The organism is Mycobacterium sp. Soil_C_30, assembly GCF_057656995.1.
This window is the reverse complement of the sequence record NZ_JBDGJH010000002.1, coordinates 487,259-506,680: the sequence shown is the minus strand read 5'-3', so window position 1 is coordinate 506,680 and position 19,422 is coordinate 487,259. Positions and strand designations below refer to the sequence as shown.

The 19,422-nt window shown below is 67.7% G+C and carries 19 protein-coding genes; 9 read left to right on the top strand and 10 right to left on the bottom strand.

Annotation, left to right across the window (positions count from 1 at the left end; genetic code table 11):
* Positions 1 to 253 precede the first annotated feature (253 nt).
* Genes AC3A6P_RS05395 through AC3A6P_RS05375 form a run of 5 tightly spaced genes read left to right on the top strand, consistent with a single transcriptional unit; the run spans position 254 to position 5,082 of the window.
* Positions 254 to 1,843, top strand: coding sequence for an ABC transporter substrate-binding protein (locus AC3A6P_RS05395; RefSeq protein ID WP_487689257.1), 1,590 nt, complete (start codon positions 254 to 256; stop codon positions 1,841 to 1,843).
* Positions 1,840 to 2,847: an ABC transporter permease gene (locus tag AC3A6P_RS05390; RefSeq protein ID WP_487689400.1), complete on the top strand. Its 1,008-nt coding sequence runs from the start codon at positions 1,840 to 1,842 to the stop codon at positions 2,845 to 2,847. Before AC3A6P_RS05395 ends, AC3A6P_RS05390 begins: the two co-directional genes overlap by 4 nt.
* Positions 2,844 to 3,671, top strand: a complete 828-nt coding sequence (locus AC3A6P_RS05385; RefSeq protein ID WP_487689255.1) for an ABC transporter permease — start codon at positions 2,844 to 2,846, stop codon at positions 3,669 to 3,671. Before AC3A6P_RS05390 ends, AC3A6P_RS05385 begins: the two co-directional genes overlap by 4 nt.
* A complete protein-coding gene (locus AC3A6P_RS05380) occupies positions 3,671 to 4,438 on the top strand; it encodes an ATP-binding cassette domain-containing protein (RefSeq protein WP_487689253.1) in 768 nt (255 codons plus the stop codon). Before AC3A6P_RS05385 ends, AC3A6P_RS05380 begins: the two co-directional genes overlap by 1 nt.
* Positions 4,435 to 5,082, top strand: a complete 648-nt coding sequence (locus AC3A6P_RS05375) for an ABC transporter ATP-binding protein (RefSeq protein ID WP_487689251.1) — start codon at positions 4,435 to 4,437, stop codon at positions 5,080 to 5,082. The genes AC3A6P_RS05380 and AC3A6P_RS05375 overlap by 4 nt, the downstream gene beginning before the upstream one ends.
* On the opposite strand, the gene AC3A6P_RS05370 is transcribed toward AC3A6P_RS05375, so the two are convergent.
* The 6 genes from AC3A6P_RS05370 to fmdA form a co-directional block, all read right to left on the bottom strand.
* A complete protein-coding gene (locus AC3A6P_RS05370) occupies positions 5,040 to 7,058 on the bottom strand; it encodes a primary-amine oxidase (RefSeq protein WP_487689249.1) in 2,019 nt (672 codons plus the stop codon). The genes AC3A6P_RS05375 and AC3A6P_RS05370 overlap by 43 nt on opposite strands.
* A complete protein-coding gene (locus AC3A6P_RS05365) occupies positions 7,055 to 8,560 on the bottom strand; it encodes an APC family permease (RefSeq protein WP_487689246.1) in 1,506 nt (501 codons plus the stop codon). Before AC3A6P_RS05365 ends, AC3A6P_RS05370 begins: the two co-directional genes overlap by 4 nt.
* Before the next feature lie 34 nt (positions 8,561 to 8,594).
* The gene (locus tag AC3A6P_RS05360) at positions 8,595 to 9,335 is read right to left on the bottom strand and encodes an ABC transporter ATP-binding protein (protein WP_487689244.1); all 741 of its coding nucleotides are present in this window, start codon (positions 9,333 to 9,335) and stop codon (positions 8,595 to 8,597) included.
* A gap of 7 nt (positions 9,336 to 9,342) precedes the next feature.
* Entirely contained in the window at positions 9,343 to 9,909 is a 567-nt protein-coding gene (locus tag AC3A6P_RS05355) for an ABC transporter permease (RefSeq protein WP_487689241.1), read from the bottom strand.
* Positions 9,906 to 11,105 carry an ABC transporter permease gene (locus AC3A6P_RS05350; RefSeq protein WP_487689239.1) on the bottom strand — a complete coding sequence of 400 codons (1,200 nt, stop codon included), beginning with the start codon at positions 11,103 to 11,105 and terminating at the stop codon, positions 9,906 to 9,908. The genes AC3A6P_RS05355 and AC3A6P_RS05350 overlap by 4 nt, the downstream gene beginning before the upstream one ends.
* A 127-nt stretch (positions 11,106 to 11,232) precedes the next feature.
* Entirely contained in the window at positions 11,233 to 12,486 is a 1,254-nt protein-coding gene (gene fmdA, locus AC3A6P_RS05345) for a formamidase (RefSeq protein WP_487689237.1), read from the bottom strand.
* Positions 12,487 to 12,547: 61 nt separating this feature from the next.
* Here fmdA and AC3A6P_RS05340 point away from each other — a divergent pair, with 61 nt between their 5' ends.
* Positions 12,548 to 12,832, top strand: a complete 285-nt coding sequence (locus AC3A6P_RS05340; protein ID WP_487689235.1) for an FmdB family zinc ribbon protein — start codon at positions 12,548 to 12,550, stop codon at positions 12,830 to 12,832.
* Here the strand turns inward: AC3A6P_RS05340 and AC3A6P_RS05335 are convergent.
* Positions 12,818 to 14,242 carry an amidase gene (locus AC3A6P_RS05335; protein ID WP_487689233.1) on the bottom strand — a complete coding sequence of 475 codons (1,425 nt, stop codon included), beginning with the start codon at positions 14,240 to 14,242 and terminating at the stop codon, positions 12,818 to 12,820. The genes AC3A6P_RS05340 and AC3A6P_RS05335 overlap by 15 nt on opposite strands.
* Before the next feature lie 55 nt (positions 14,243 to 14,297).
* On the opposite strand from AC3A6P_RS05335, the gene AC3A6P_RS05330 reads away from it, so the two are divergent.
* Complete coding sequence (locus AC3A6P_RS05330; protein WP_487689231.1) at positions 14,298 to 15,008, top strand: sensor domain-containing protein; 711 nt, start codon at positions 14,298 to 14,300, stop codon at positions 15,006 to 15,008.
* Between the two features lie 124 nt (positions 15,009 to 15,132).
* Here AC3A6P_RS05330 and tsf read toward each other — a convergent pair whose 3' ends face one another.
* Both tsf and rpsB read right to left on the bottom strand, forming a co-directional pair.
* The gene (gene tsf, locus AC3A6P_RS05325; RefSeq protein WP_487689229.1) at positions 15,133 to 15,960 is read right to left on the bottom strand and encodes a translation elongation factor Ts; all 828 of its coding nucleotides are present in this window, start codon (positions 15,958 to 15,960) and stop codon (positions 15,133 to 15,135) included.
* An 18-nt stretch (positions 15,961 to 15,978) separates the two neighbouring features.
* A complete protein-coding gene (gene rpsB / locus AC3A6P_RS05320) occupies positions 15,979 to 16,806 on the bottom strand; it encodes a 30S ribosomal protein S2 (protein WP_487689227.1) in 828 nt (275 codons plus the stop codon).
* 289 nt (positions 16,807 to 17,095) lie between these two features.
* Between rpsB and AC3A6P_RS05315 the strand changes: the two genes are divergently transcribed.
* Together AC3A6P_RS05315 and AC3A6P_RS05310 are read left to right on the top strand one after the other, a co-directional pair.
* Positions 17,096 to 17,590: a peptidoglycan DD-metalloendopeptidase family protein gene (locus AC3A6P_RS05315; protein WP_487689225.1), complete on the top strand. Its 495-nt coding sequence runs from the start codon at positions 17,096 to 17,098 to the stop codon at positions 17,588 to 17,590.
* Positions 17,591 to 17,600: 10 nt separating this feature from the next.
* Positions 17,601 to 18,572, top strand: a complete 972-nt coding sequence (locus AC3A6P_RS05310) for a TIGR03621 family F420-dependent LLM class oxidoreductase (protein WP_487689223.1) — start codon at positions 17,601 to 17,603, stop codon at positions 18,570 to 18,572.
* Here AC3A6P_RS05310 and AC3A6P_RS05305 read toward each other — a convergent pair.
* Positions 18,556 to 19,365, bottom strand: coding sequence for an alpha/beta fold hydrolase (locus tag AC3A6P_RS05305; protein ID WP_487689221.1), 810 nt, complete (start codon positions 19,363 to 19,365; stop codon positions 18,556 to 18,558). The genes AC3A6P_RS05310 and AC3A6P_RS05305 overlap by 17 nt on opposite strands.
* Between the last annotated feature and the right edge of the window lie 57 nt (positions 19,366 to 19,422).

Sequence of the window (19,422 nt, the reverse complement as noted above, 5' to 3'; positions counted from 1 at the left end):
AATCTCAGACATGCAATCGCCATCCGGGCCAGTGCCTGGACGGCTGGTCCTATCCTGCCTCATCGTCTCGCGCCCGACTGCACAGCGGGGCATACCCGCCCGGGCGCGCCTCGACCCTGCGGCCCCGGCCGGGACAGCACCTCGCAGAACCTCCACCACGGCGGATCGCCGACGTGGTGCAGGCCACGCTCGCAGACCCCTCATCGACTATGTTTCATCTGATCAAGTGAACAGATGGGCGAGAAGGGTGGCGATGACCGACCACAAGCGAACACGCAGCTGTCTCCGGCTCACCGCCCTGTCCACACTCGTGTTGGCGGGCTGCGCCGCACCGTCGTCCTCGGAGTCCCCGGATCAGATCGTTCTCGCCGAGGCCCAGGAACTCGGCAGCTACAGCCCGTTCGTCAGCTATGGCGAACTGGGCGTCTCCCCCATCTACGAGGGCCTGCTGCGACCGCAGGCCGACTCCGACGCCGAGATTCCCGACCTGGTGCCCGCCCTGGCCGCAGCGCCCCCGGAATCGATCGCCCCCGGACGCTGGCGCCTGCAGCTGCGCCAGGGAGTCACGTTCTCCGACGGCACCCCGTTCGACTCCGCCGACGTGGTGGCCACCTACGCCGCCCTCAAGGATCCCGTCGTCGCCGCCGAGATCGCGACCAACGTGGCTCCGCTCACCGCCGTCACCGCAGCCGGCCCGCATGCCGTGACCATCGACGTCGACACCGAAACCGACCCGTCCCCGTATCTGCTGACCGGCATCGTGCCGTCGGAGAAGGTGGAGCAGGCCCCCGCGGCGGACTGGGCCCTCAACACCGCACCGGTGGGCACCGGCCCGTATCGATTGGACAGCCTGCGACCCGACCAGGCGGTGATGGTGGCACGCGAGGACTACTGGGGCGGGAAGCCACAGGTGACCCGCATCGTCTACACCCACACCCCCGACGACAACACCCGCGCGCAGCGCATCACCACCGGCGAGGTGGACGGCGTGAATCTGCCGCCCAAGCTCATCAAGTCGGTGAACAGTGACGATGTGTCCACTGTCGCGGTGAAATCGGCTGACTGGCGCGGGGTTTCGTTTCCCGCCGGTCTCCCGTTCACCGCCGACCCACAAGCCCGGCTCGCGATGAACCTCGGTGTCGACCGCACCGCCGTCATCCGCGACGTGCTCGACGGCCACGGCCGGCCTGCCGACACCCCCATCGGCGACGTCTACGGCGGTGCCTACAACCCGGATGCCACTTTCCCTTTCGATGCGACACAGGCCGGCGCGATACTCGACCGCGCCGGCTGGCGCCCCGGACCCGACGGGATCCGTGAAAAGGACGGCGCGCGAGCCGAGTTCGAGCTGCTGTACAACGCCTCGGACACGCTGCGCCGCGACCTGTCCGTCGCATTCGCCGCCGCCATGAAACCGCTTGGCGTCCAGGTCAACCCGCGGGGCAGCAGCTGGGATGAGATCGACACACTCTTCGACACCTCCGCGGTGTTGCTCGGTGGCGGTTCGACCCCGTACAGCATCGACTCCCAGGTCTACGACACCCTGCACACCCGGGTCGCGGATTCCTCGCCGTACTCGAACCCCGGAAACTTCACCGCACCCGGTCTCGACGAGTTGCTGGAGCGGGCCCGCCAATCCGCTTCCGGCGAGGGCAAAGACGCGCTCTACCGCGAGATCCAGGCCAGCTATGTCGCGCAGCCGTCGAATGTGTTCCTGGCGTTCCTGGATCACACCTACACCTATCGCGACCTCGGTTGGAATCAGACGGCGCCGATCCTCGAGCCACACTCCCACGGGGTGACCTGGGGGCCGTGGTGGCAGCTGAACGCCTGGACCCGATGAGCGCCACGCTGACCGCGGACTGGCGTCGCAATCGACTACGGCCCGCCGCCCGACTTCTCGGAATCCGTTCGTTGATCGCCATTCCGGTCACACTGGCGGTGTCGGTGGGCATGTTCGGCGTGGCCGCACTGTCCCCGTTCGACCCGCTGGCGGCCTACCTGGGCAACAACTACCAGTTCGCCACCCAGTCCCAGCGTGAGGCCGTGCGGGCGGCCTACGACCTGGACCAGCCGTGGTGGCAGGCCTGGTGGCACTGGCTCACCGCGGCGCTTGACGGGGATCTGGGCTGGTCGTCCACTCAGTCGCTGCCGGTGGGTACCGTACTGGCCGAACGGATGCCGTTCACCCTGGGCCTGTCGGGCACCGCACTGCTCCTCGGCGCACTGATCGCCCTGGTTCTGGGGTGTGTCGCCGGAATGCGGGGCGGACTCATCGACCGGCTGTGCAACGGCTTCGCGGTGACGTTCGCGGCGGTTCCGCCGTTTGTGGTGTCGCTGGCATTGGTGACCGTGTTCGCCGTCGGCTTGCGCTGGTTGCCCACCTCGGGCGCCAGACCGCCGGGTGGTGACTACACCGTCAGCGGCGTGCTGACGTATGCCGTGCTGCCGCTGACTGCGCTGGTGGTCTCGCAGATTCCGTGGCTGCTGCTGGCCACCAGGGCGGCGGTGCTCGAGGCGCGGGACTCCGACGCGGTGCGGGCCGCCCGCGCCCGCGGTGTGCACGGCTGGCCACTGTTGCGTGCCCACATCGCACCGGTCTCGGTGCTGCCGACATTGGCGCTGCTGGGCACCCGACTTCCTGAGCTCATCGCCGGGGCCGCGATCGTCGAGACCATCTTCGGCTGGCCCGGAGTGGCCGCCGTCCTGGTGGATTCGGCTGCCGCGCTGGACTTCTCACTGATGGCAGCGCTGACGGTCGGTGCGGCGCTGGCCGTCCTGCTCGGCTCGGCGCTGTCCGATGCCGCGGCAGTCGCCTTGGATCCCCGGATCGGACTGCGCGCATGAGCTCGTCGATCCTGCCCCGGCGGGCCGTCGTCGGTTGGCCGTGGATTCTGTTGGCGACCATCGCGCTGGCCGCGGTGGCGATCCCACTCGGCGCGGGAGAACAGCTGGCCGATTTCGGCCGGGCACTGCAGCCACCCAGCGCCGCCCACCCCGCCGGTACCGACCATTCCGGCTATGACCTGTTGGTCAGGACCGCGCAGGGGCTGCAGATCTCGCTGTTGATCGCGGCTACGTGTGCAGTGGTGGCGACCGTGCTGGGCGCCGCGATCGGCGTCGGTTCGGCGCTGGCGGGCGGGTGGGTCGACGCAGCGGTCATGCGTGTCGTCGACGGAGTGAACGCCCTCCCACATCTGGTGGTGGGCATCGTGATCGCGGCGATGTGGCGCGGTGAGCCGTTGGCCATCATCGCCTCGATCGGTCTCACCCACTGGCCGGCTGTCGCCCGGGTGGTGCGCGCCGAACTGCTCGCGGTCACCGACGCCGGTTGGGTGCAGACCTCCCGGTTGGCCGGGGCGTCACGCTGGTTCATCGCGCGGCACCACCTGGCACCGGCGGTGACGGGTCAGGCGGTGGTCGCGATGGTGATGCTGCTGCCGCACGCGGTCTGGCACGAGTCGACGCTGTCGTTCCTCGGCGTCGGGCTGTCCCCAGACCGCGCGAGCCTGGGCACTTTGTTGGGACAGGCGCGTGGTGACATCCTGGCCGGAGCGTGGTGGACGCTGGTGGTACCTGCCGGCGCGTTGATCCTGACCGCGTTGTCCTTCGCCGCGGCCGCCTCCGCGGTGCGCCGGCGCAGTGAACCACCCAGCGGGCAGGTGTGGTGATGACATACGCCGCGCAGCTTCGTTCGTTCACCGTGGACATCGCCACCCGCCACGGTCGGCACTCCCCCGTGGTGCGCACCCTCGATGAGGTGGACCTGACGGTCACCGCGGGCAGCCTCACCGCGCTGATCGGCGAGTCCGGATGTGGGAAATCCCTTGTCGCGGCAGCCCTGTGCGGTCTGCTGCCGCCGGGTTCGCAGGCGCGCGGTCACATCCTCATCGGCGACCGGGATTTCAGCGCCGCCGAGGAGCGGGATTGGCGGGCGGTCCGCGGCCACCACATCGGGCTCGTGCCGCAGTCGGCGGCGACGTCGTTCACCCCGGTGCGCACCGTGGGCTCACAACTCACCGAGGTGTGCCGCCGGCTCGACGCCGACCGCAATGCCGCTGAACTGCTCCTCGCGGCGCATCTACCCGTAGAGGCCGGAGCGCTGTACCCGCACGAGCTGTCCGGCGGCATGGCCCAGCGCGCCGCCATCGCCGCTGCCGTGGCGGGCCGTCCGGCGCTGTTGATCGCCGACGAACCGACCTCCGCGCTGGATCTCGGGCACGCCGCGGCAGTGTGGGAACTGCTCGGTGCGATCGCCGCTTCCGGTGCCGGCGTCTTGGTCATCACCCATGACCTGGCGTCGCTGCTCGACGCCGGCGTCTGTGACGATGTGGCGCTGATGCGCGACGGTACCGTCATGTGCCAGGCGCCGCTGGCCGAGATGGCCGACAGCGCAGACCCGTACATCGGTTCGTTCTTCGCCGGAGTGCGCTCATGAGTACAGCCCTGACGGCCGAGGACATCTCGGTTGCCTTCGCCGGCCGGCCGGTACTGCGCGCGGTCAACCTGACCGTCCGCGCCGGCGAGATCGTCGGCGTGACGGGGCCGTCGGGCTGCGGTAAGACGACGCTGCTGCGGGTGCTGGCGGGGCTGCGCCGGCCCGATACCGGCAGGGTGCGCTACGGCAAGAAAGCCGTCGCACCAACGGGTTCGGTCGGTATGCTGGCCCAGCACCCGCGGTTGGTGTGCAATCCACGGTGGACGTTGCGCGCCATCGTCGCCGAGCCGGCCCGGATCCGCGGCACGGTGGCCGACGTCGAACGCATCAGCGCCCGCGTCGGACTGCGCACCGCGCTGCTGGAGCGCCACCCGGCCCAGGTCAGCGACGGACAACTGCAGCGCGCCTGCATCGCACGAGCCCTGTTGGCGGCCCCGCGCTTCCTGTTGTGCGACGAGCCCACCGCGATGCTGGATCCGATCGCAGCCGGTGCTATCGCCGATCTCCTCGAGCAGATCGCCGCCGAGGGCACCGGAGTGGTTCTGGTGAGCCACAATCCGAGGCTCGTCGATGCCCTCGCCGGCGATGTGGTGCAGCTGGGTCAGGACTCCCGCGCGACCTCCGCCACCGGCAACCCTGCGTGATGGGACGCATGGCACGCCTTGGGTGGTGACGGCGGCAGGTCCAGCGCCGGATTGCCGTCGAAGAATCCGATCGGCTTGAGATGGAACCCGGTGTACGCACACGGCATCACCGGCCAGTCCTCCGGTCGCACGACGTGATGTGCGCCCAGGGTGTACCAGAGCACCACGTCACTGTCCTCGAGCGGCGCATCGTCGGCGACGAACTCCGGCAGCCCCTGGACGTCGGCCGATTGGTACATGTAGTCACCGGCGGCAAACTTCTCGGCCGGGTCGTACTTCGTCACCCAGAGGTTGTGCTGCAGGAACCTGGCCCGGTCGTAGATGTAGGAACCCTCCTGCACCATCACCGGTACGACATCCTTGGGCACCAGCTTGTAGGCCACCGGGATGCCGAGCTCGTTGCGCTTCGACGGGTTGGTCACCTTCCAGTATCGGCCGGTCGACCAGTTCCAGTCCCGTGCGCCGTCGGCCTCGGAGGCCACCAGCGTGTCCTGGGTGATCCACGCGTTTTTGTGCGGGTTGCGTGCCGGATCGGGCTCTGGGACCGAATCCACCTCGTACACACTGTTTCCCGCGCCGTCGATGCTCATGTCGAGCCGGAAGTTGAAGAAGTGCTGATGGTTCGGACCGTAGATGCCGGGCGCCACCATCTTGCCCCAGCGCGGCTGCTCGCCGGGCGCCATCTCGACGGACCCGGTGGTCAGCACACCCGACAACTTCACCTCGACCTCGATGGAAGCGTCGTTGTAGAAGTACCAGAAGAAGCCGTACTCGTAGTTACCGACGGTGCAGATCATCGAGATCACCAGCCGCCGCGACCGCCGCACCTCCACCTCTTCGGTCCGGAAATCCGTGTGCTTCCAGGAGATCCCGTAGTCCTCCTCGTGCATGCAGATCGCGTTCGGGATCGTCACCGCACTGCCGCTGGAGTCGTTGACCGTCCCGTCGAAGTAGTGGATCTCGCCCAGGCAGTCACAGCCCAGGGTCAGCGGGTTGGCCGAGAAGCCCATCCCCACCTCGCCCATGTCGAAGACGTTCTTGTTCCAGTGCGTCGGTGAACTGTCCCCGTAGGGCACCACCATTTCCGACAGCGACCCGCGGTACAGGATGGGCCGGGTCTGGCCACGATCGGTGTAGGACACCTCGTGGATGGTCAGGCCCTCCCGCGGATTGAACCCGATACGCAGTGACCATTTCTGCCACTGCACGTTCCAGCCGTCGACGGTGAAACTCGGCCCGTCGGGCTGGGTGATCTCGATCGGCTTGACGTCATCGCGGAACTGCGTGAACGCGGGGCGGTTGTCCGGATCGAACATGAACTGTTCGGAGTAGTTGCCGGCCTTGGGCGGTAGCGGCACCACGCCGTGGTCCTCGATGTCGAGCACCTTCATGGCATCCAGATCGAAGGTGACGATCAACCCCTCGACCGGCCTGGCGTAGCCGTGTTCGGACGGCGCGGCCCGCATGAATGTCAACGGCCGGCAGATCAGCGGTGAGTTGTCGTAGTGGTCCTGCGCCCCGTAGTAGCCGGCCGGCCACGGGTCGATCATCGCCAGGCTGAAGTCGGTGACGCCGCGCTTGCGCATGGCTTCCTGCCAGCGGGGGTCCTCCCGGACCTTCTCCTCCACACCGGTCATGTGCTCCACCAGATACGACGGGAAGCGGCCCGGGACCTCCTTCCACGCGTCGATGGTGCCCGCCACGACGTCGACGATCGCCTCGTAGATCATCTTGGCGTCGTACATCGTGACGAACGCCTGACGGGGCAGCGGGATCGCGGGATCGAACGTCAGCGCCGGCGTCTTCTCCGGCTCGGCCAACTGGATCATCACGAATTTCAGTGTGGGGGTGCCATATTCGGATTCGGTGATGATCCTGGCCGCCGCCTCGATTTCCGCGCCGGACAGGGGGTCCAGTGGATAGCGGACTGAATCACCGGTGCCCGGCGTGTTCAGTAGGGTGCTGTCCATGGTCATTTGGTAGTGCCTTCCGATTCTGTGAGGTCGAACACCGCGAGGTGCGCCAGCGAGTCTTCCTGGCTGGTCTTGTGCGCCGAACGCCGCCCGAAGATGTAGACGACGAGGCCGAGGGCGAACATGCCCAGGCTGATCCCGCCCACCCAGGTCATCCAGGTCGCGGTCGGAACATCGATCCACGGCGTGACGAACGAGTAGTAGATGCCGCCGATGGTGCCCAGGGAACCGACGATGACGACCGCCCACACGCCGGCCATACCGCCGGGGATGCGCCAGAACGTCTCGTTCTCATAGCGATCGGCGTACTTCTTGCGGGCCACGACCACCGGGATCAGGAAGAAGAACCCGGACAGCAGCCACACGGTGCTCAGTCCGCCCTGCAGGTAGATGGTCACGTTGGCCATGCTGCTCTGCGAGTACAGCCCGACCAGGATCAGCGACGAGATGACACCCTGGATCAGGATGGCGGTCACCGGGTTACGGGTGCGCGGATTGAGGTGGGTGAAGATGCGCGGAAGGTGCCGCTCCAGGCCGGAGACGAAGATCAACCGCGAGTAGGCCACCTGGTATGTCATCAACGCGACGATGATGATGAAGGCCAGCACGATGGCGCAGACTTCCATCAGGCCGGGGAAGCCGGCGACGTCGAGCATGCCGATGATCCCGGTCACCGGGTCGATCTCGTCGCTGGGCAGCGCCATCATGGTGCCGAGCGTGGTCAGCAGGTAGATGGCCACCAGAGCCGTTGAGCCCCAGAGGATCATCCGGGGTCCGCTGCGGCGCACCGACAGGAACTCCGCGCCCATGTTGTACGGGGTCTCCACACCCAGCAGGTACAGCAGCACCGTGCCGTAGAGGAAGCCGGCCACCGCGAAGTTGGGGATGGTGGCCTCGGCCCAGCTGAACGGCGTGGCCGAGCCGTTGTTCACGGCGAACAGCAGACCGCAGATGAAGATGGTGAGTGTCAGCACGCCGTAGACGACGAAGACGATGTTCATGATCTTCTGATTGGCGGCCAGTTTGGCCAGCGCCAGACCGATCACCGTCCACAGGATCACCAGCTGCAAGATGATGCTGGTGGTCAGGCCCAGTTCGGTGTGGAACGCCAGCAGCAGGAACTGCAGCACCACCGCGGGCGAAGACGCGGCGTTGAGGATCACCGGCACCCACGACAGGTAGCCGCCGATGAAGCCCCAGGTCTCGCCCATGGTGCGGTAGGCCCAGATGTACACCCCGCCCTGGCCGGGCCACAGGTTGCCCAGCTCCACCACGGCCATACCCGCGGGGATCAGAAAGGTCAGAATGCCCAGGACCCACATCGGGATCGCGGTCCATCCGCCTGCGGCCATCACCGACGATCCGGTGACCCAGCAGATGATGAAAACGTAAGCGGCGGTGAGCCCGAAGGTGCTCATCACCTTGGGCAGGATTTGTTCGGGGACGAGCTCGGTGGTCATGAGTTTGTCGCGGTCGGCCGGTGGCGCGGCCTCTGCTTGTGTCATCGAATCTCCGAAAGGGTTGGGAGCGAAGGGGGGACTAGTTGAGGATCTGTCCGTCTTTCATCCGGACGACACGGCTCGCTTCATCGGCCACCGTGGGATCGTGGGTGCTGGCGACCACGGTGACGCCCAGCGTCGAACACAGGTCGCGCAACATGCGCACCACCGTCTCCCCCGTTCGGTGGTCCAAATTGGCGGTGGGCTCGTCGGCCAGCACCAGCGTCGGATTGCTGATCAGCGACCGCGCGATGGCGGTGCGTTGTTGTTCCCCGCCCGACATCTTGGTCGGCTGATGGTTGATCCGGTGACTCAACCCCACCAGCTCGAGCAGTTCGGTGGCCCGCTTGCGCAGCGACTTGCGGTCATACGGCTCGAACATCAGGGGTAGCTCGACGTTCTCGACCGCCGACAGGAACGGGATCAGGTTGTAGCTCTGGAAGATGAACCCGATGGTGTCGTGCCGCAGTGCGGCGAACTGGCTCTCGGACAGTTTCGACGTGTCCTGGCCGGCGATCTTCACGGTGCCCTTGGTGGGACGGTCCAGGCCGCCGATGATGTTGAGCAACGTCGACTTACCGCTGCCGCTCGGCCCCATCAGGCAGACGAATTCGCCCGGCATCACCTTTAATTCGGCGGCCACCAACGCCTTGACCACCTCGTCGCCCAGCTTGTGCAGCTTCCAGACATCGTTGATCTCGATCACCGGTTTCTTCGCCGTCTCGGTGTCGACGATCGAAACAGTGGCCTCGGATTCCGCTGACTCGTCCAGTGCGGTCATGCGCTGACTAACCTCCTGCGCTCAGGGATCGGATGGGGGGACGCGAAGCCGCGTTCCAGGTGGGCACCATGCTGGTCGCGAGGGCGGCGACGATGCTGACCGCCACGGCGATCGCGGCACCGAACCCCAGACCGCCGTAGGAGATGCCCGTGGGCACGAAACCCGCCAGGGCCGCCACGATTCCGGTGACCACGGCCAGCACGGCGCCCAGCAGAGCCCCCAGGATCGCCGCCACCACCGGTTCGACCAGCAGCGCGGCGACCACGGGGCCGCGCGGGATCCCGTTGGCGCTGAGCACACCGAGCTCGCGGGTGCGGTGAGCGACCGTCCTGGTGGTGGCCACCGCGACCTCGACGACACCGACGAGCAAGACGGTGACCGCGATCAGGATCACCGCACGGTTGATCTCGTCGGCATGTCCCAAAGTGGCGGACTGGGCGCTGATACCGGCGGACATCCCGAACACCAGGACCACCAGATAGGCACCGGTGGCGGTGGTGACGATGGGCAGCACCATCTCGCGGATACGCCGGCGTGCCGACAGGTACCCGTAGGCCAGCCCCTTGCTGATCATCGAGCCTCCAGGAGATCAACGGGTTTCTGTTGCAGCAGCCGATGCACCGGGACCAATGCGCCGACTATCGCCATGGCGGGCAGGAACGCCGCGACCATGGCCGAGGCCTGCGCCCAGGCGGTGACGGTGGCGATCTCCGGGATCACCAGTGCCACAGCAGCTCCGGCCCCCAGCACGCCTACCAGATAGGCGGCGACGAAGACCACCGCGGATTCGACGAGGAAGAAGTAGAGGACCTCATCGGCGAGCCCGATACTGCTCATGATCCCGAACTCGCGTTTGCGTTCCTGGACCGCCGCCAGGAACGACGACACCGCGATGACAAAACCCAGGCCGAGGCCGACGATCGAAATGAGGCCGAGGGTTGAACTGGTGACCTTGCCGGAGAACAACGCCGAGAATTTCTGTTCGAAGGTCAGCGGACCGGAACCGCCCACGGTGTCATAGATCAGGCCCGAACCCGCCGGATCGGGTTGCACCGAGGGATCGGGGGTCGACGGCATCCCCACCTCGTCGGCGAAGGCCTGCGCCAGATCGCGGCGGCTCTCCTGGCCCGCCGGGGCCTCGACCGTCCACCACCCGTGATCGCCGACCACCGTCTGCGCCAGCTCCGCCGGCACCAGCATGGACTGCCCCGGTCCGGAGACGTCCACCGTCAGGTCCTGTCCACCCACCGTCACCAAGTCACCCGGTGAGACGCCGAGGCGCTGCGCCAGATCGGCACCGAGAACGGCTTGGCCCGAGCGGATTTCGTCGCGCCCCCGCAGTGACACCACGGACCCGTCGACGGTGGTCACACCGGAGAGTGTGCGCACTCCCCGCCAGCCGTCGGGGATGCTGATGGCCGGGGCCGGCCCGTCGGCGACCAACGCCTGGGCCTCCTGGTCGAAGTGCACGCCCGCAGCCGGAACCGCCCACAGCGCCGAGCCGTCCAGGACCTCGCTCACGGAGTCGGCCCCGGTGATGGCGAAGCTGGCCGCGATGGTCCGCACCACCACCACGCAGGCGATGGCCAACGCGATGCCCAGCACCGACAGGACGAACCGTTCGGGCCGGCGTCGGATGTTGGCGAACGCGAACCGCACCAGGCACATGAACGTGTTGCCGGGTGCGGTCGCGACCGCCGGTGCTCGTGAGGTTGTCGCTGTGGGCGCAATGGTCTCCACAGCAGGAATGCTGAGATCGCCCTGTTTCATTGACTGCCGCGCGGAATGTCCAACGCGTTAACTCGGGCGGGCCCGGGTTAAGTCGGTGTGTCAGGAAGACAACGGATTTCGTTGCCCACCGACACAGCAGTACACAGCAACCTCAGAGGTACGACCTTCAGAAACTGGCGTGCGGTGCGCCGATTCCGGGGTCGATCTGCACCGGACCCGACGCCGACGGCGCCACCGGGAAGTCGAAGATCGCCGTCGGGATGTAGACGGTGGCACACGAGTTGGGGATGTCGACGACGCCGGACAACCGTCCCTCGATGGGAGCCGACCCGAGCAACAGATAGGCCTGCTCAGGGCTGTAGCCGAATTTGGTCAGGTATTCGATTGCGTGCAGGCACGCCCGCTGATACGCCAGGTCGGAGTCGAGGTACCGCTGTTCGCCGTCCAGCGTCACCGAGGTTCCGGAGAAGGCGATCCACTCCGAGTACTGCGGATCGGTGTTGCCCGGCATGAAGATGGCGTTCTCCCGCACACCGTAGGTGTCCATGCCGCCCTTGATGAGGTCGACGTGCAGATCCAAGAAGCCGCCCATCTCGATGGCCCCGCAGAAGGTGATCTCCCCGTCGCCCTGCGAGAAGTGCAGATCACCGAAGGACAGATTGGCCCCGGGGACGAAGACCGGATAGAAGACCCGGCTACCTTTGGTGAGGTTCTTGATGTCCTGGTTGCCGCCGTTTTCCCGCGGCGGCGCGGTACGCGCGGCTTCGCCTGCCACTCTTGTGAATTCGTCTCCGCTCAAGGAGCCCAGGATGGCCTGCTCGGGCTCCGGCGGAAGTGCCAGGGGCGGTACCCGGTCCGGGTCGGTGGCGATCAGCGCCCCCTCGCGGGCGTTCCAGGTGGCCAGCAGCTCGGCGCTGGGCGCGGTACCCATCAGACCGGGATGGACGATGCCGGTGTATTTGACCCCGGGCACGTGCCGGGAGGTGGCACTCTGACCGGCGAAGTCCCAGATGGCCTTGTACGCGTCGGGGAACTGGTCGGTGAGGAACCCGCCGCCGTTGAGTTTGGCGAAGATTCCGGTGTAGCCCCAGCCCTGGCCGGCCAGCGGACCGGAATCCTCCTGCGGTATCGGCCCGACGTCGAGGATGTCGACGATCAGCAGGTCGCCCGGTTCGGCCCCTTCGATGGCGAACGGCCCCGACAGGCAGTGCACGCCTTTGAGGGGCGCATTCAGGATGTCTTCGGCGGAATCGTCGTTGCGGATGGCGCCGTCGAACCATTCGCGGCAGTGCGCGCGGAAGGTGTCGCCGGGTTTCACGGTCACGGCGGCCGGGATGTCCGGATGCCAGCGGTTGTGACCGACGATCGGTTGGTCGGTGAACTTCTTGGTTGAATCCAGCGGGAACAGCAACTCGGGCACGCGGACCTCCTCTATTCGTTCCGGGACACCTCCATGGAACCGGAGGATTAGGCTCGACGCCATGCCCACCTATTCGTTCCGGTGCGAGCAGGAGTGCCCCGACTTCACCGCGCAGTTCCCCATGACGGCGATTCCCGATCAGCAGCTCTGCCCGGAGTGCGGCACTTCCGCGCGCCGGCGCGTCGGAAGTCCTTCACTGGGCAACGCCAACAGTGCAGCGATGCGCTTACACGACGCCACGCGGGGCAGCGCCGACAATCCGGCGGTGGTGAAGAGCCTGCCGCCGGGTCCGCGACGCGCTGCGGTGACCACCAATCCCCTGCACCGTCGACTACCCCGACCGTGAGTCCTGTATCCGCGGAAACGGTTGCGCCTCTTCGAGTTCGAAGGCCAGCTCCAGCAGCGTCGTCTCCCCGCCGGCCGGGGCGGTGAACATCATGCCGACCGGCAGCCCGGCTGCCGACTGCGCCAGGGGCAGGGAGATCGCCGGGTCACCGGTGATGTTCTGCAAGGGAGTGAAGGCCACCCAGTCGGAGAGCCGGCCGATGATCTGCTCGTAGTCCGCGGTGGGGTCCAGATACCCGATCCGGGGCGGCTCGTCCGCCAGCGTGGGGGTGAGCAGGACGTCGTATTCGCGAGCCAAGGCGGACAGGTGCCTTCGGGTCCTGGCCAGCCGCAGCAGAGTCAGCGGCAGCCGGTGCAGATTGCCCGCGGCGTGGCGATCGAGCCCGAGGGTGAGGTTGTCCAGCTTGGTGCGGTCGAAGGAGCCGCCGAACCTGCGTTTGCCCCCGCGCACCAGGGCCATGGCCAGCAGTGCCCAGTAGAGCACGAAGTCGTCTTCGAACGAGGTCGGCACCGGCGGCGCGACGTCGAGGAGTTCGACCCGGTGGCCCAGCCCTTCGAGCAGCGTCGCCGTCTTGAGGGTCAGATCGCGGATCTCGGGACCGCATTCCCGGCGGATCGAGGAGGTGAACACCGCCACCCGCAACCGGGTGCGGCCCGGGCCCGTCACGTCCCCGATCGGTGGCAGCCTGGTGTTGCGCCACGTGCGCTCCACCTCGCGGTAGAAGGCCGCGGTGTCGCGCACGGTGCGGGTCACCACTCCGTTGGCGACGATCCGGATCGGCATCTGCCTCATGTCCTTGTCGAGCGGCAACCGTCCGCGGGTCGGCTTGAGCCCCACCAAGCCGTTGCAGGAGGCGGGGATCCGAATCGACCCACCGCCGTCGTTGGCGTGGGCGATCGGCACGACACCGGCGGCGACGAACGCCCCCGCCCCCGACGACGAGGCACCCGCGGTGTGCTCGGGATGCCAGGGGTTGCGCACCGGTCCCAGTCGCGGATGCTCGGCTGCGGCGCTGAACCCGAACTCCGACATCTGCGTCTTGCCCAACGGTATGAGACCCGTCGCCAGGTAGGCGCGGGAGAAGTCGCCGTGGGCGCTCTGGGCCCGGGGCAGCCACGCGTCGGTGCCTTCCATGGTCGGCATCCCCGCGACGGCGACATTGTCCTTGATGAATGTCGGTACGCCGTCGAAGAATCCGCCGTAGGGCGTCGGTGCGGCGGCGCGGGCACGGGCCTCCTCGAACGCCCGGAACGCCACGCCGTTGAGGTGGTCGTTGACGGCTTCGACGCGGGCGATGGCGGCCTCGACGGCTTCGGCGCGGCTGATCGCGCCACGCGCGATGGCCGCAACAGTGCCCACGGCATCGAGGTCGGCGAGGGCATCGTCGGTGAATGCGGAGATCCGGGTCACACTCCCGACGCTAGCAATACACGTGTCTAATAAGAAATGTCGGTACGGTGTCGTCGTGTCCCACAGCAAATGGACCCGGTGGCTGGCCGCGGCGCTGTGCGCCGGCGCCGTGACCGGGTGCAGCACGACGGTGGCCGGCGTACCGGTCAGCGAGGGCGTCGACGAGACCATTTACCGCGACGTGACGGTCAACGACCTGCCCCAGCTGCTGCTCAAACCCACCGAGTTCGACGACATCCTCGGGACCGGCAACATGGCGATCAGCGACACCTCCGAACGTGCGGTGGCCCTCGACCCCGGGCAGACCGTCACCGGTGACGCCGGCTGCCTGGGAGCCGCGTTCTCGGCGATGGCCGATGTGTACCGCGGCACCGGCTACGTCACCGCCCTGGGCCAGCGGGTCACCCAGCCGGACGACAGCGCCGACTACATCGCATTCCAGTTCGTCGCGCTCTACCCCGGCGTTCGCGGCGCCGAACGCTTCCGCCGCGAGTCCGAGACCACCTGGCAGGGCTGCGCGGGCAAGCCCGTCAGCCTCAAACAATCCGACACCGTCACCGACACGTGGACCATCGGCGACACGTCCACCTTCGGCGGCATCGTGTCGGTGGTCAACATGCAGGAGGGCGGCGACGGCTGGGCCTGCTCACGCTCTCTGGGTGCGCGGTCCAATGTGGTGGCCGATGTGGCGGCGTGCGGCGCGGACGTGACCGTCGAGAGCAGCGCCACGATCGTCGCCAAGATCCTCGGCAAGATTCCCGGCTGACAGGCCGGCGGGGCACCGGAAAAGGAGAAACCCCGCGCCTGACCGGGATCACCGGCCCCGAACGCGGGGTCTCTGTGTCTGAGCGGATTGGTGTGCCGCTCAAGCCTGTTCTGCTAGTTGCCGGTTACTGCTGGCCGACCTCGAACCGGACGAACCGGGTGACGGTCACGCCGGCCTCGTCGAGCAGCGCCTTGACCGACTTCTTGCTGTCGGACACCGACGGCTGATCCAGCAGCACGACGTCCTTGAAGAACCCGGTGAGCCGGCCTTCGACGATCTTGGGCAGCGCCTGCTCGGGCTTGCCTTCCGACTTGGCGGTCTCCTCGGCGATGCGACGCTCGTTGGCCACGATGTCCTCGGGCACCTCGTCACGCGTCAGGTACTTGGCCTTCAGCGCGGCGATCTGCAAAGCCACGGCGTGCGCCGCTTCCTTGCCCTTGGCAGCGTCGGAACCGGTGTACTCGACCAGCACGCCGACGGCCGGCGGCAGGTCAGCGGCCCGCTTGTGCAGGTAGGCCTCGACCGTGCCCTCGAAGAACACGGCACGACGCAGTTCGAGCTTCTCACCGATCTTGGCCGACAGGTCAGCGACGGCCTGCTCGACGGTGCTGTCGCCCAGCTTGGCGCCCTTGAGCGCGTCCACATCGGCGGCCTTGGCCTCGATAGCAGCCTCGAGAACCTGGTCGGCCAGAGCCTGGAACTCGGCGTTCTTGGCCACGAAGTCGGTCTCGGAGTTGAGCTCGATCAGCGCGCCGCCCTTGGCCGCCACCAGACCTTCGGCGGTGGCACGCTCTGCGCGCTTGCCGACGTCCTTGGCGCCCTTGATGCGGAGCAGCTCGACGGCCTTGTCGAAGTCGCCGTCGGACTCGACGAGCGCGTTCTTCGAGTCGAGCATTCCGGCGCCGGTCAGCTCCCGCAGGCGCTTGACGTCGGCAGCGGTGTAGTTAGCCATATGAGCCTTCCTTCGAAATTACGAAGCGTCGGGGGTGGTCTCAGCGGACGGAGCCTCGGCGCCGGCGCCGGTGGTGGCACTGGCGAGCAGCTCCTGCTCCCACTCGGCCAGCGGCTCGCCGGCAGCGGCTTCGGGCTTGCCGTCGCCGCTGTTGATGCCGGCGCGCGCCTGCAGACCCTCGGCGACCGCGGAGGCCACGACCTTGGTCAGCAGCGCAGCCGAGCGGATGGCGTCGTCGTTACCCGGGATCGGGTAGTCGACCAGGTCGGGATCGCAGTTGGTGTCCAGGATCGCGATGACCGGGATGTTCAGCTTGCGGGCCTCGCCGACGGCGATGTGCTCCTTGTTGGTGTCGACGACCCAGACGGCCGACGGCACCTTCTGCATATCGCGGATACCGCCGAGGCTGCGCTCCAGCTTGTTCTTCTCACGCGTGAGCATGAGGATTTCCTTCTTGGTGCGACCCTCGAAACCACCGGTCTGCTCCATCGCCTCGAGTTCCTTGAGGCGCTGGAGGCGCTTGTGCACGGTGGAGAAGTTGGTGAGCATGCCGCCGAGCCAGCGCTGGTTCACGTACGGCATGCCGACGCGGGTGGCCTCATCGGCGATGGACTCCTGCGCCTGCTTCTTGGTGCCGACGAACAGGACGGTGCCGCCGTGGGCGACGGTCTCCTTGACGAACTCGTACGCCTTGTCGATGTAGGTCAGCGTCTGCTGCAGGTCGATGATGTAGATGCCGTTGCGGTCGGTGAAGATGAACCGCTTCATCTTGGGATTCCAGCGACGGGTCTGATGCCCGAAGTGGGTGCCGCTGTCCAGCAGCTGTTTCATGGTCACGACGGCCATGGTTGTGCCCAGCTTTCATTGTCGGTTGTCGTTCGGCCTCGGGTGATGCCGAACCCTGGCGTCTGCGTGCATGCCGGACCCGTGGTGGACACGGGACCGCCCGGCATGCGGATGCAACCCTCAGAAGTTCGGGGCCGCGGCGCAGGCGCGCGAAGTCAACTCACTCGCGCGAGTTGCGGGTAGAAGTTTACACCCTGCTAACAGGTGCTTTGTCCACACAGCGGCGCCGATCCCCAGGTCCGCCGCGGGTGGCTGGCGGACGTCGACGGCAACGCGCTGAACTGCGGAGATGCGCGTTCTGCTGACTGTACTGGTGGTTCTGGCGACTTTGGGCGCCGGGACGGCCGGTGCGGATGCCACCCGGTTGCAGTGGCCGCTGCGGCCGGCCCCCGCCGTGCTGAGACCATTCGACGCACCGGCGCCGAACTGGAAACCCGGTCACCGCGGCGTCGATCTGGGCGGCGCCGACGGCCAGCCCGTGTATGCCGCAGCGCCGGCGGTCGTGGTCTTCGCCGGCGTCCTGGCCGGACGCCCGGTGGTGTCACTGCAGCACCCCGGTGGGCTGCGCACCACCTATGAACCCGTGCAGGCTACGGTGCGGGCCGGCCAGCCGGTTGACGTCACGACGGCGGTCGGGACGCTGACATCCGGCCACGCCGGCTGCGGTGCACCGGCGTGCCTGCACTGGGGCGCGATGTGGGGTCCGGCCGCACGCGCCGACTACGTGAACCCACTCGGGTTGTTGACCACCACACCCGTGCGCCTCAAGCCCCTGCCGCCTTAACGTCGAGATCATGACGGCACCGACGAGCGCCCACCGCACCCGACCGCCTCGATTCGGCGTCACGGCCGCGGCGCCGCGGGGTCCGGACTGGGCCCAGTTCGCCGCCGGAATCGAAGCCGCCGGATTCGATGTCGTGACACTGCCTGATCATCTGGTGCCGACGCTGGCGCCGTTCGCCGCTTGTGCTGCCGCCGCGACGGCCACCACCCGGCTGCACACCGGCACCCTGGTGCTCAACAACGATCTGCGGCATCCGGTCGACACCGCCCGGGAGGCCGCGACGCTGGCCGCGTTGTCCGGTGGCCGCTTCGAACTGGGCCTCGGCGCCGGCCACATGAAATCGGAGTACGACGCGGCCGGGCTGACCTTCGATCCGGGCGCCACCAGAGTCGCCCGGCTGATCGACGCGGTGGAGATCGTGTGTGCCCTGCTCGACGGCCGCACCGTTGATGTCGAGGGCGCGCACTACCGCGTCCGCGCTGACGCCGGCGCACTCGTCGCACCGCCGCCACACCATGTACCGCTTCTCGTCGGCGGGAACGGCACCGAGGTGTTGCGCCTGGCGGGCCGGTGCGCCGATATCGCCGGATTTGCCGGCTTCAGCCACAACCGCGACGCCACTCGAGTCCGGTTGACCCATTTCGATTCCGAGGGCCTGCTCGATCGCATCGCCGTGGTGCGCGAGGCCGCCGGTGACCGCTTCGAGAGCATCGAGCTCAACGTGCTGATCCAGGCGGTGGTGCACACCACCGATCAGCACGGCGCTGCCCAGGAGCTGGCCGCCGCCTTCGGCTCCGGGGTCACGGCGGACGAGGTGCTGGCGTCACCGTTCGTGCTGATCGGCACCCATGAGCAGATGGCCGAGGCACTGGCCGACCGGCAGCGCCGATTCGGAGTCAGCTACTGGACGGTGTTCGACACCTGGGGCGATCGACCGTCCGCGGTTCCCGATCTGACCGAGGTGATCACTTTGTTGCGCTGACCCGGTCCAGGAAACCGAGGATCGCCGCGACCACCGTGTCGGGCTGATCGCGTTGTACCCAATGCCCCGCTCCCGCAACCACTTTCAGCTCCGCATCCGGGATCAGCGCGGCCGCTGCTCTCGCACGTGCCACCGGAACACCGGAGTCGCGGTCGCCGTGCACGATCAGTGTCGGCGGTCGCACATCCGCGAGCCGGCTGCGGTAGTCGGTGGCGAGGCGGTTCCAGCGGATCTGTTCACGCTGCCACTGCGCGAACGCCTCGAAGCCGCACCCGGACCGCGCTGCCGTCATCACCTGGCCCATCAGCTCGGTTGTGCGCTGGGCAGGATCACGCACCAGCGACGACATGCTCCACGCCATGCCCGCTCGACTGGCGGCCAGGCCCCGCGTCATCGCGCCCAGGAGCCCGCCGCGCAGCAACGCCCAGGTGAGCACCTGCCGGGGCAACGACCACAAACCGTCGCTCAAGCGCGGCATGAGCCCGTAGCTGCCCAGCAGCATCACCCCGCGCACCGCCTCCGGCCGCGCCAGCGCGTGACCGACAGCCATGCCCCCGCCCAGCGACAAGCCGCCGATGACATGCGGTCCGGCCGTGGTGGCAGCCACGAATTCGCCGACGTAGTCGACCAACCGCTGTTGCGAGGCCGGCCACGGCGCCGGCGGGCTCAGGCCGTAGCCGGGATGGTCGGGAGCCAGTACTCGGTATCCCGCAGCGGCGAGCCTGGGCGCCAGCCCAGCCCACGACAGCACGGCGTTGTCGACGCCACCACCGTGCAGCAACACGACGGGCACATCGGAATCTCTTGAGGGGGGCCGCCATTCGATGTAGGACACCTGACCCCAGGACAA

Coding starts and splice junctions, on each gene's coding strand:
- AC3A6P_RS05395 (WP_487689257.1), top strand. CDS start 254: ATGACCGACCACAAGCGAACACGCAGCTGTCTCCGGCTCACCGCCCTG.
- AC3A6P_RS05390 (WP_487689400.1), top strand. CDS start 1,840: ATGAGCGCCACGCTGACCGCGGACTGGCGTCGCAATCGACTACGGCCC.
- AC3A6P_RS05385 (WP_487689255.1), top strand. CDS start 2,844: ATGAGCTCGTCGATCCTGCCCCGGCGGGCCGTCGTCGGTTGGCCGTGG.
- AC3A6P_RS05380 (WP_487689253.1), top strand. CDS start 3,671: ATGACATACGCCGCGCAGCTTCGTTCGTTCACCGTGGACATCGCCACC.
- AC3A6P_RS05375 (WP_487689251.1), top strand. CDS start 4,435: ATGAGTACAGCCCTGACGGCCGAGGACATCTCGGTTGCCTTCGCCGGC.
- AC3A6P_RS05370 (WP_487689249.1), bottom strand. CDS start 7,058: ATGACCATGGACAGCACCCTACTGAACACGCCGGGCACCGGTGATTCA.
- AC3A6P_RS05365 (WP_487689246.1), bottom strand. CDS start 8,560: ATGACACAAGCAGAGGCCGCGCCACCGGCCGACCGCGACAAACTCATG.
- AC3A6P_RS05360 (WP_487689244.1), bottom strand. CDS start 9,335: ATGACCGCACTGGACGAGTCAGCGGAATCCGAGGCCACTGTTTCGATC.
- AC3A6P_RS05355 (WP_487689241.1), bottom strand. CDS start 9,909: ATGATCAGCAAGGGGCTGGCCTACGGGTACCTGTCGGCACGCCGGCGT.
- AC3A6P_RS05350 (WP_487689239.1), bottom strand. CDS start 11,105: ATGAAACAGGGCGATCTCAGCATTCCTGCTGTGGAGACCATTGCGCCC.
- AC3A6P_RS05340 (WP_487689235.1), top strand. CDS start 12,548: ATGCCCACCTATTCGTTCCGGTGCGAGCAGGAGTGCCCCGACTTCACC.
- tsf (WP_487689229.1), bottom strand. CDS start 15,960: ATGGCTAACTACACCGCTGCCGACGTCAAGCGCCTGCGGGAGCTGACC.
- rpsB (WP_487689227.1), bottom strand. CDS start 16,806: ATGGCCGTCGTGACCATGAAACAGCTGCTGGACAGCGGCACCCACTTC.
- AC3A6P_RS05315 (WP_487689225.1), top strand. CDS start 17,096: ATGCGCGTTCTGCTGACTGTACTGGTGGTTCTGGCGACTTTGGGCGCC.
- AC3A6P_RS05310 (WP_487689223.1), top strand. CDS start 17,601: ATGACGGCACCGACGAGCGCCCACCGCACCCGACCGCCTCGATTCGGC.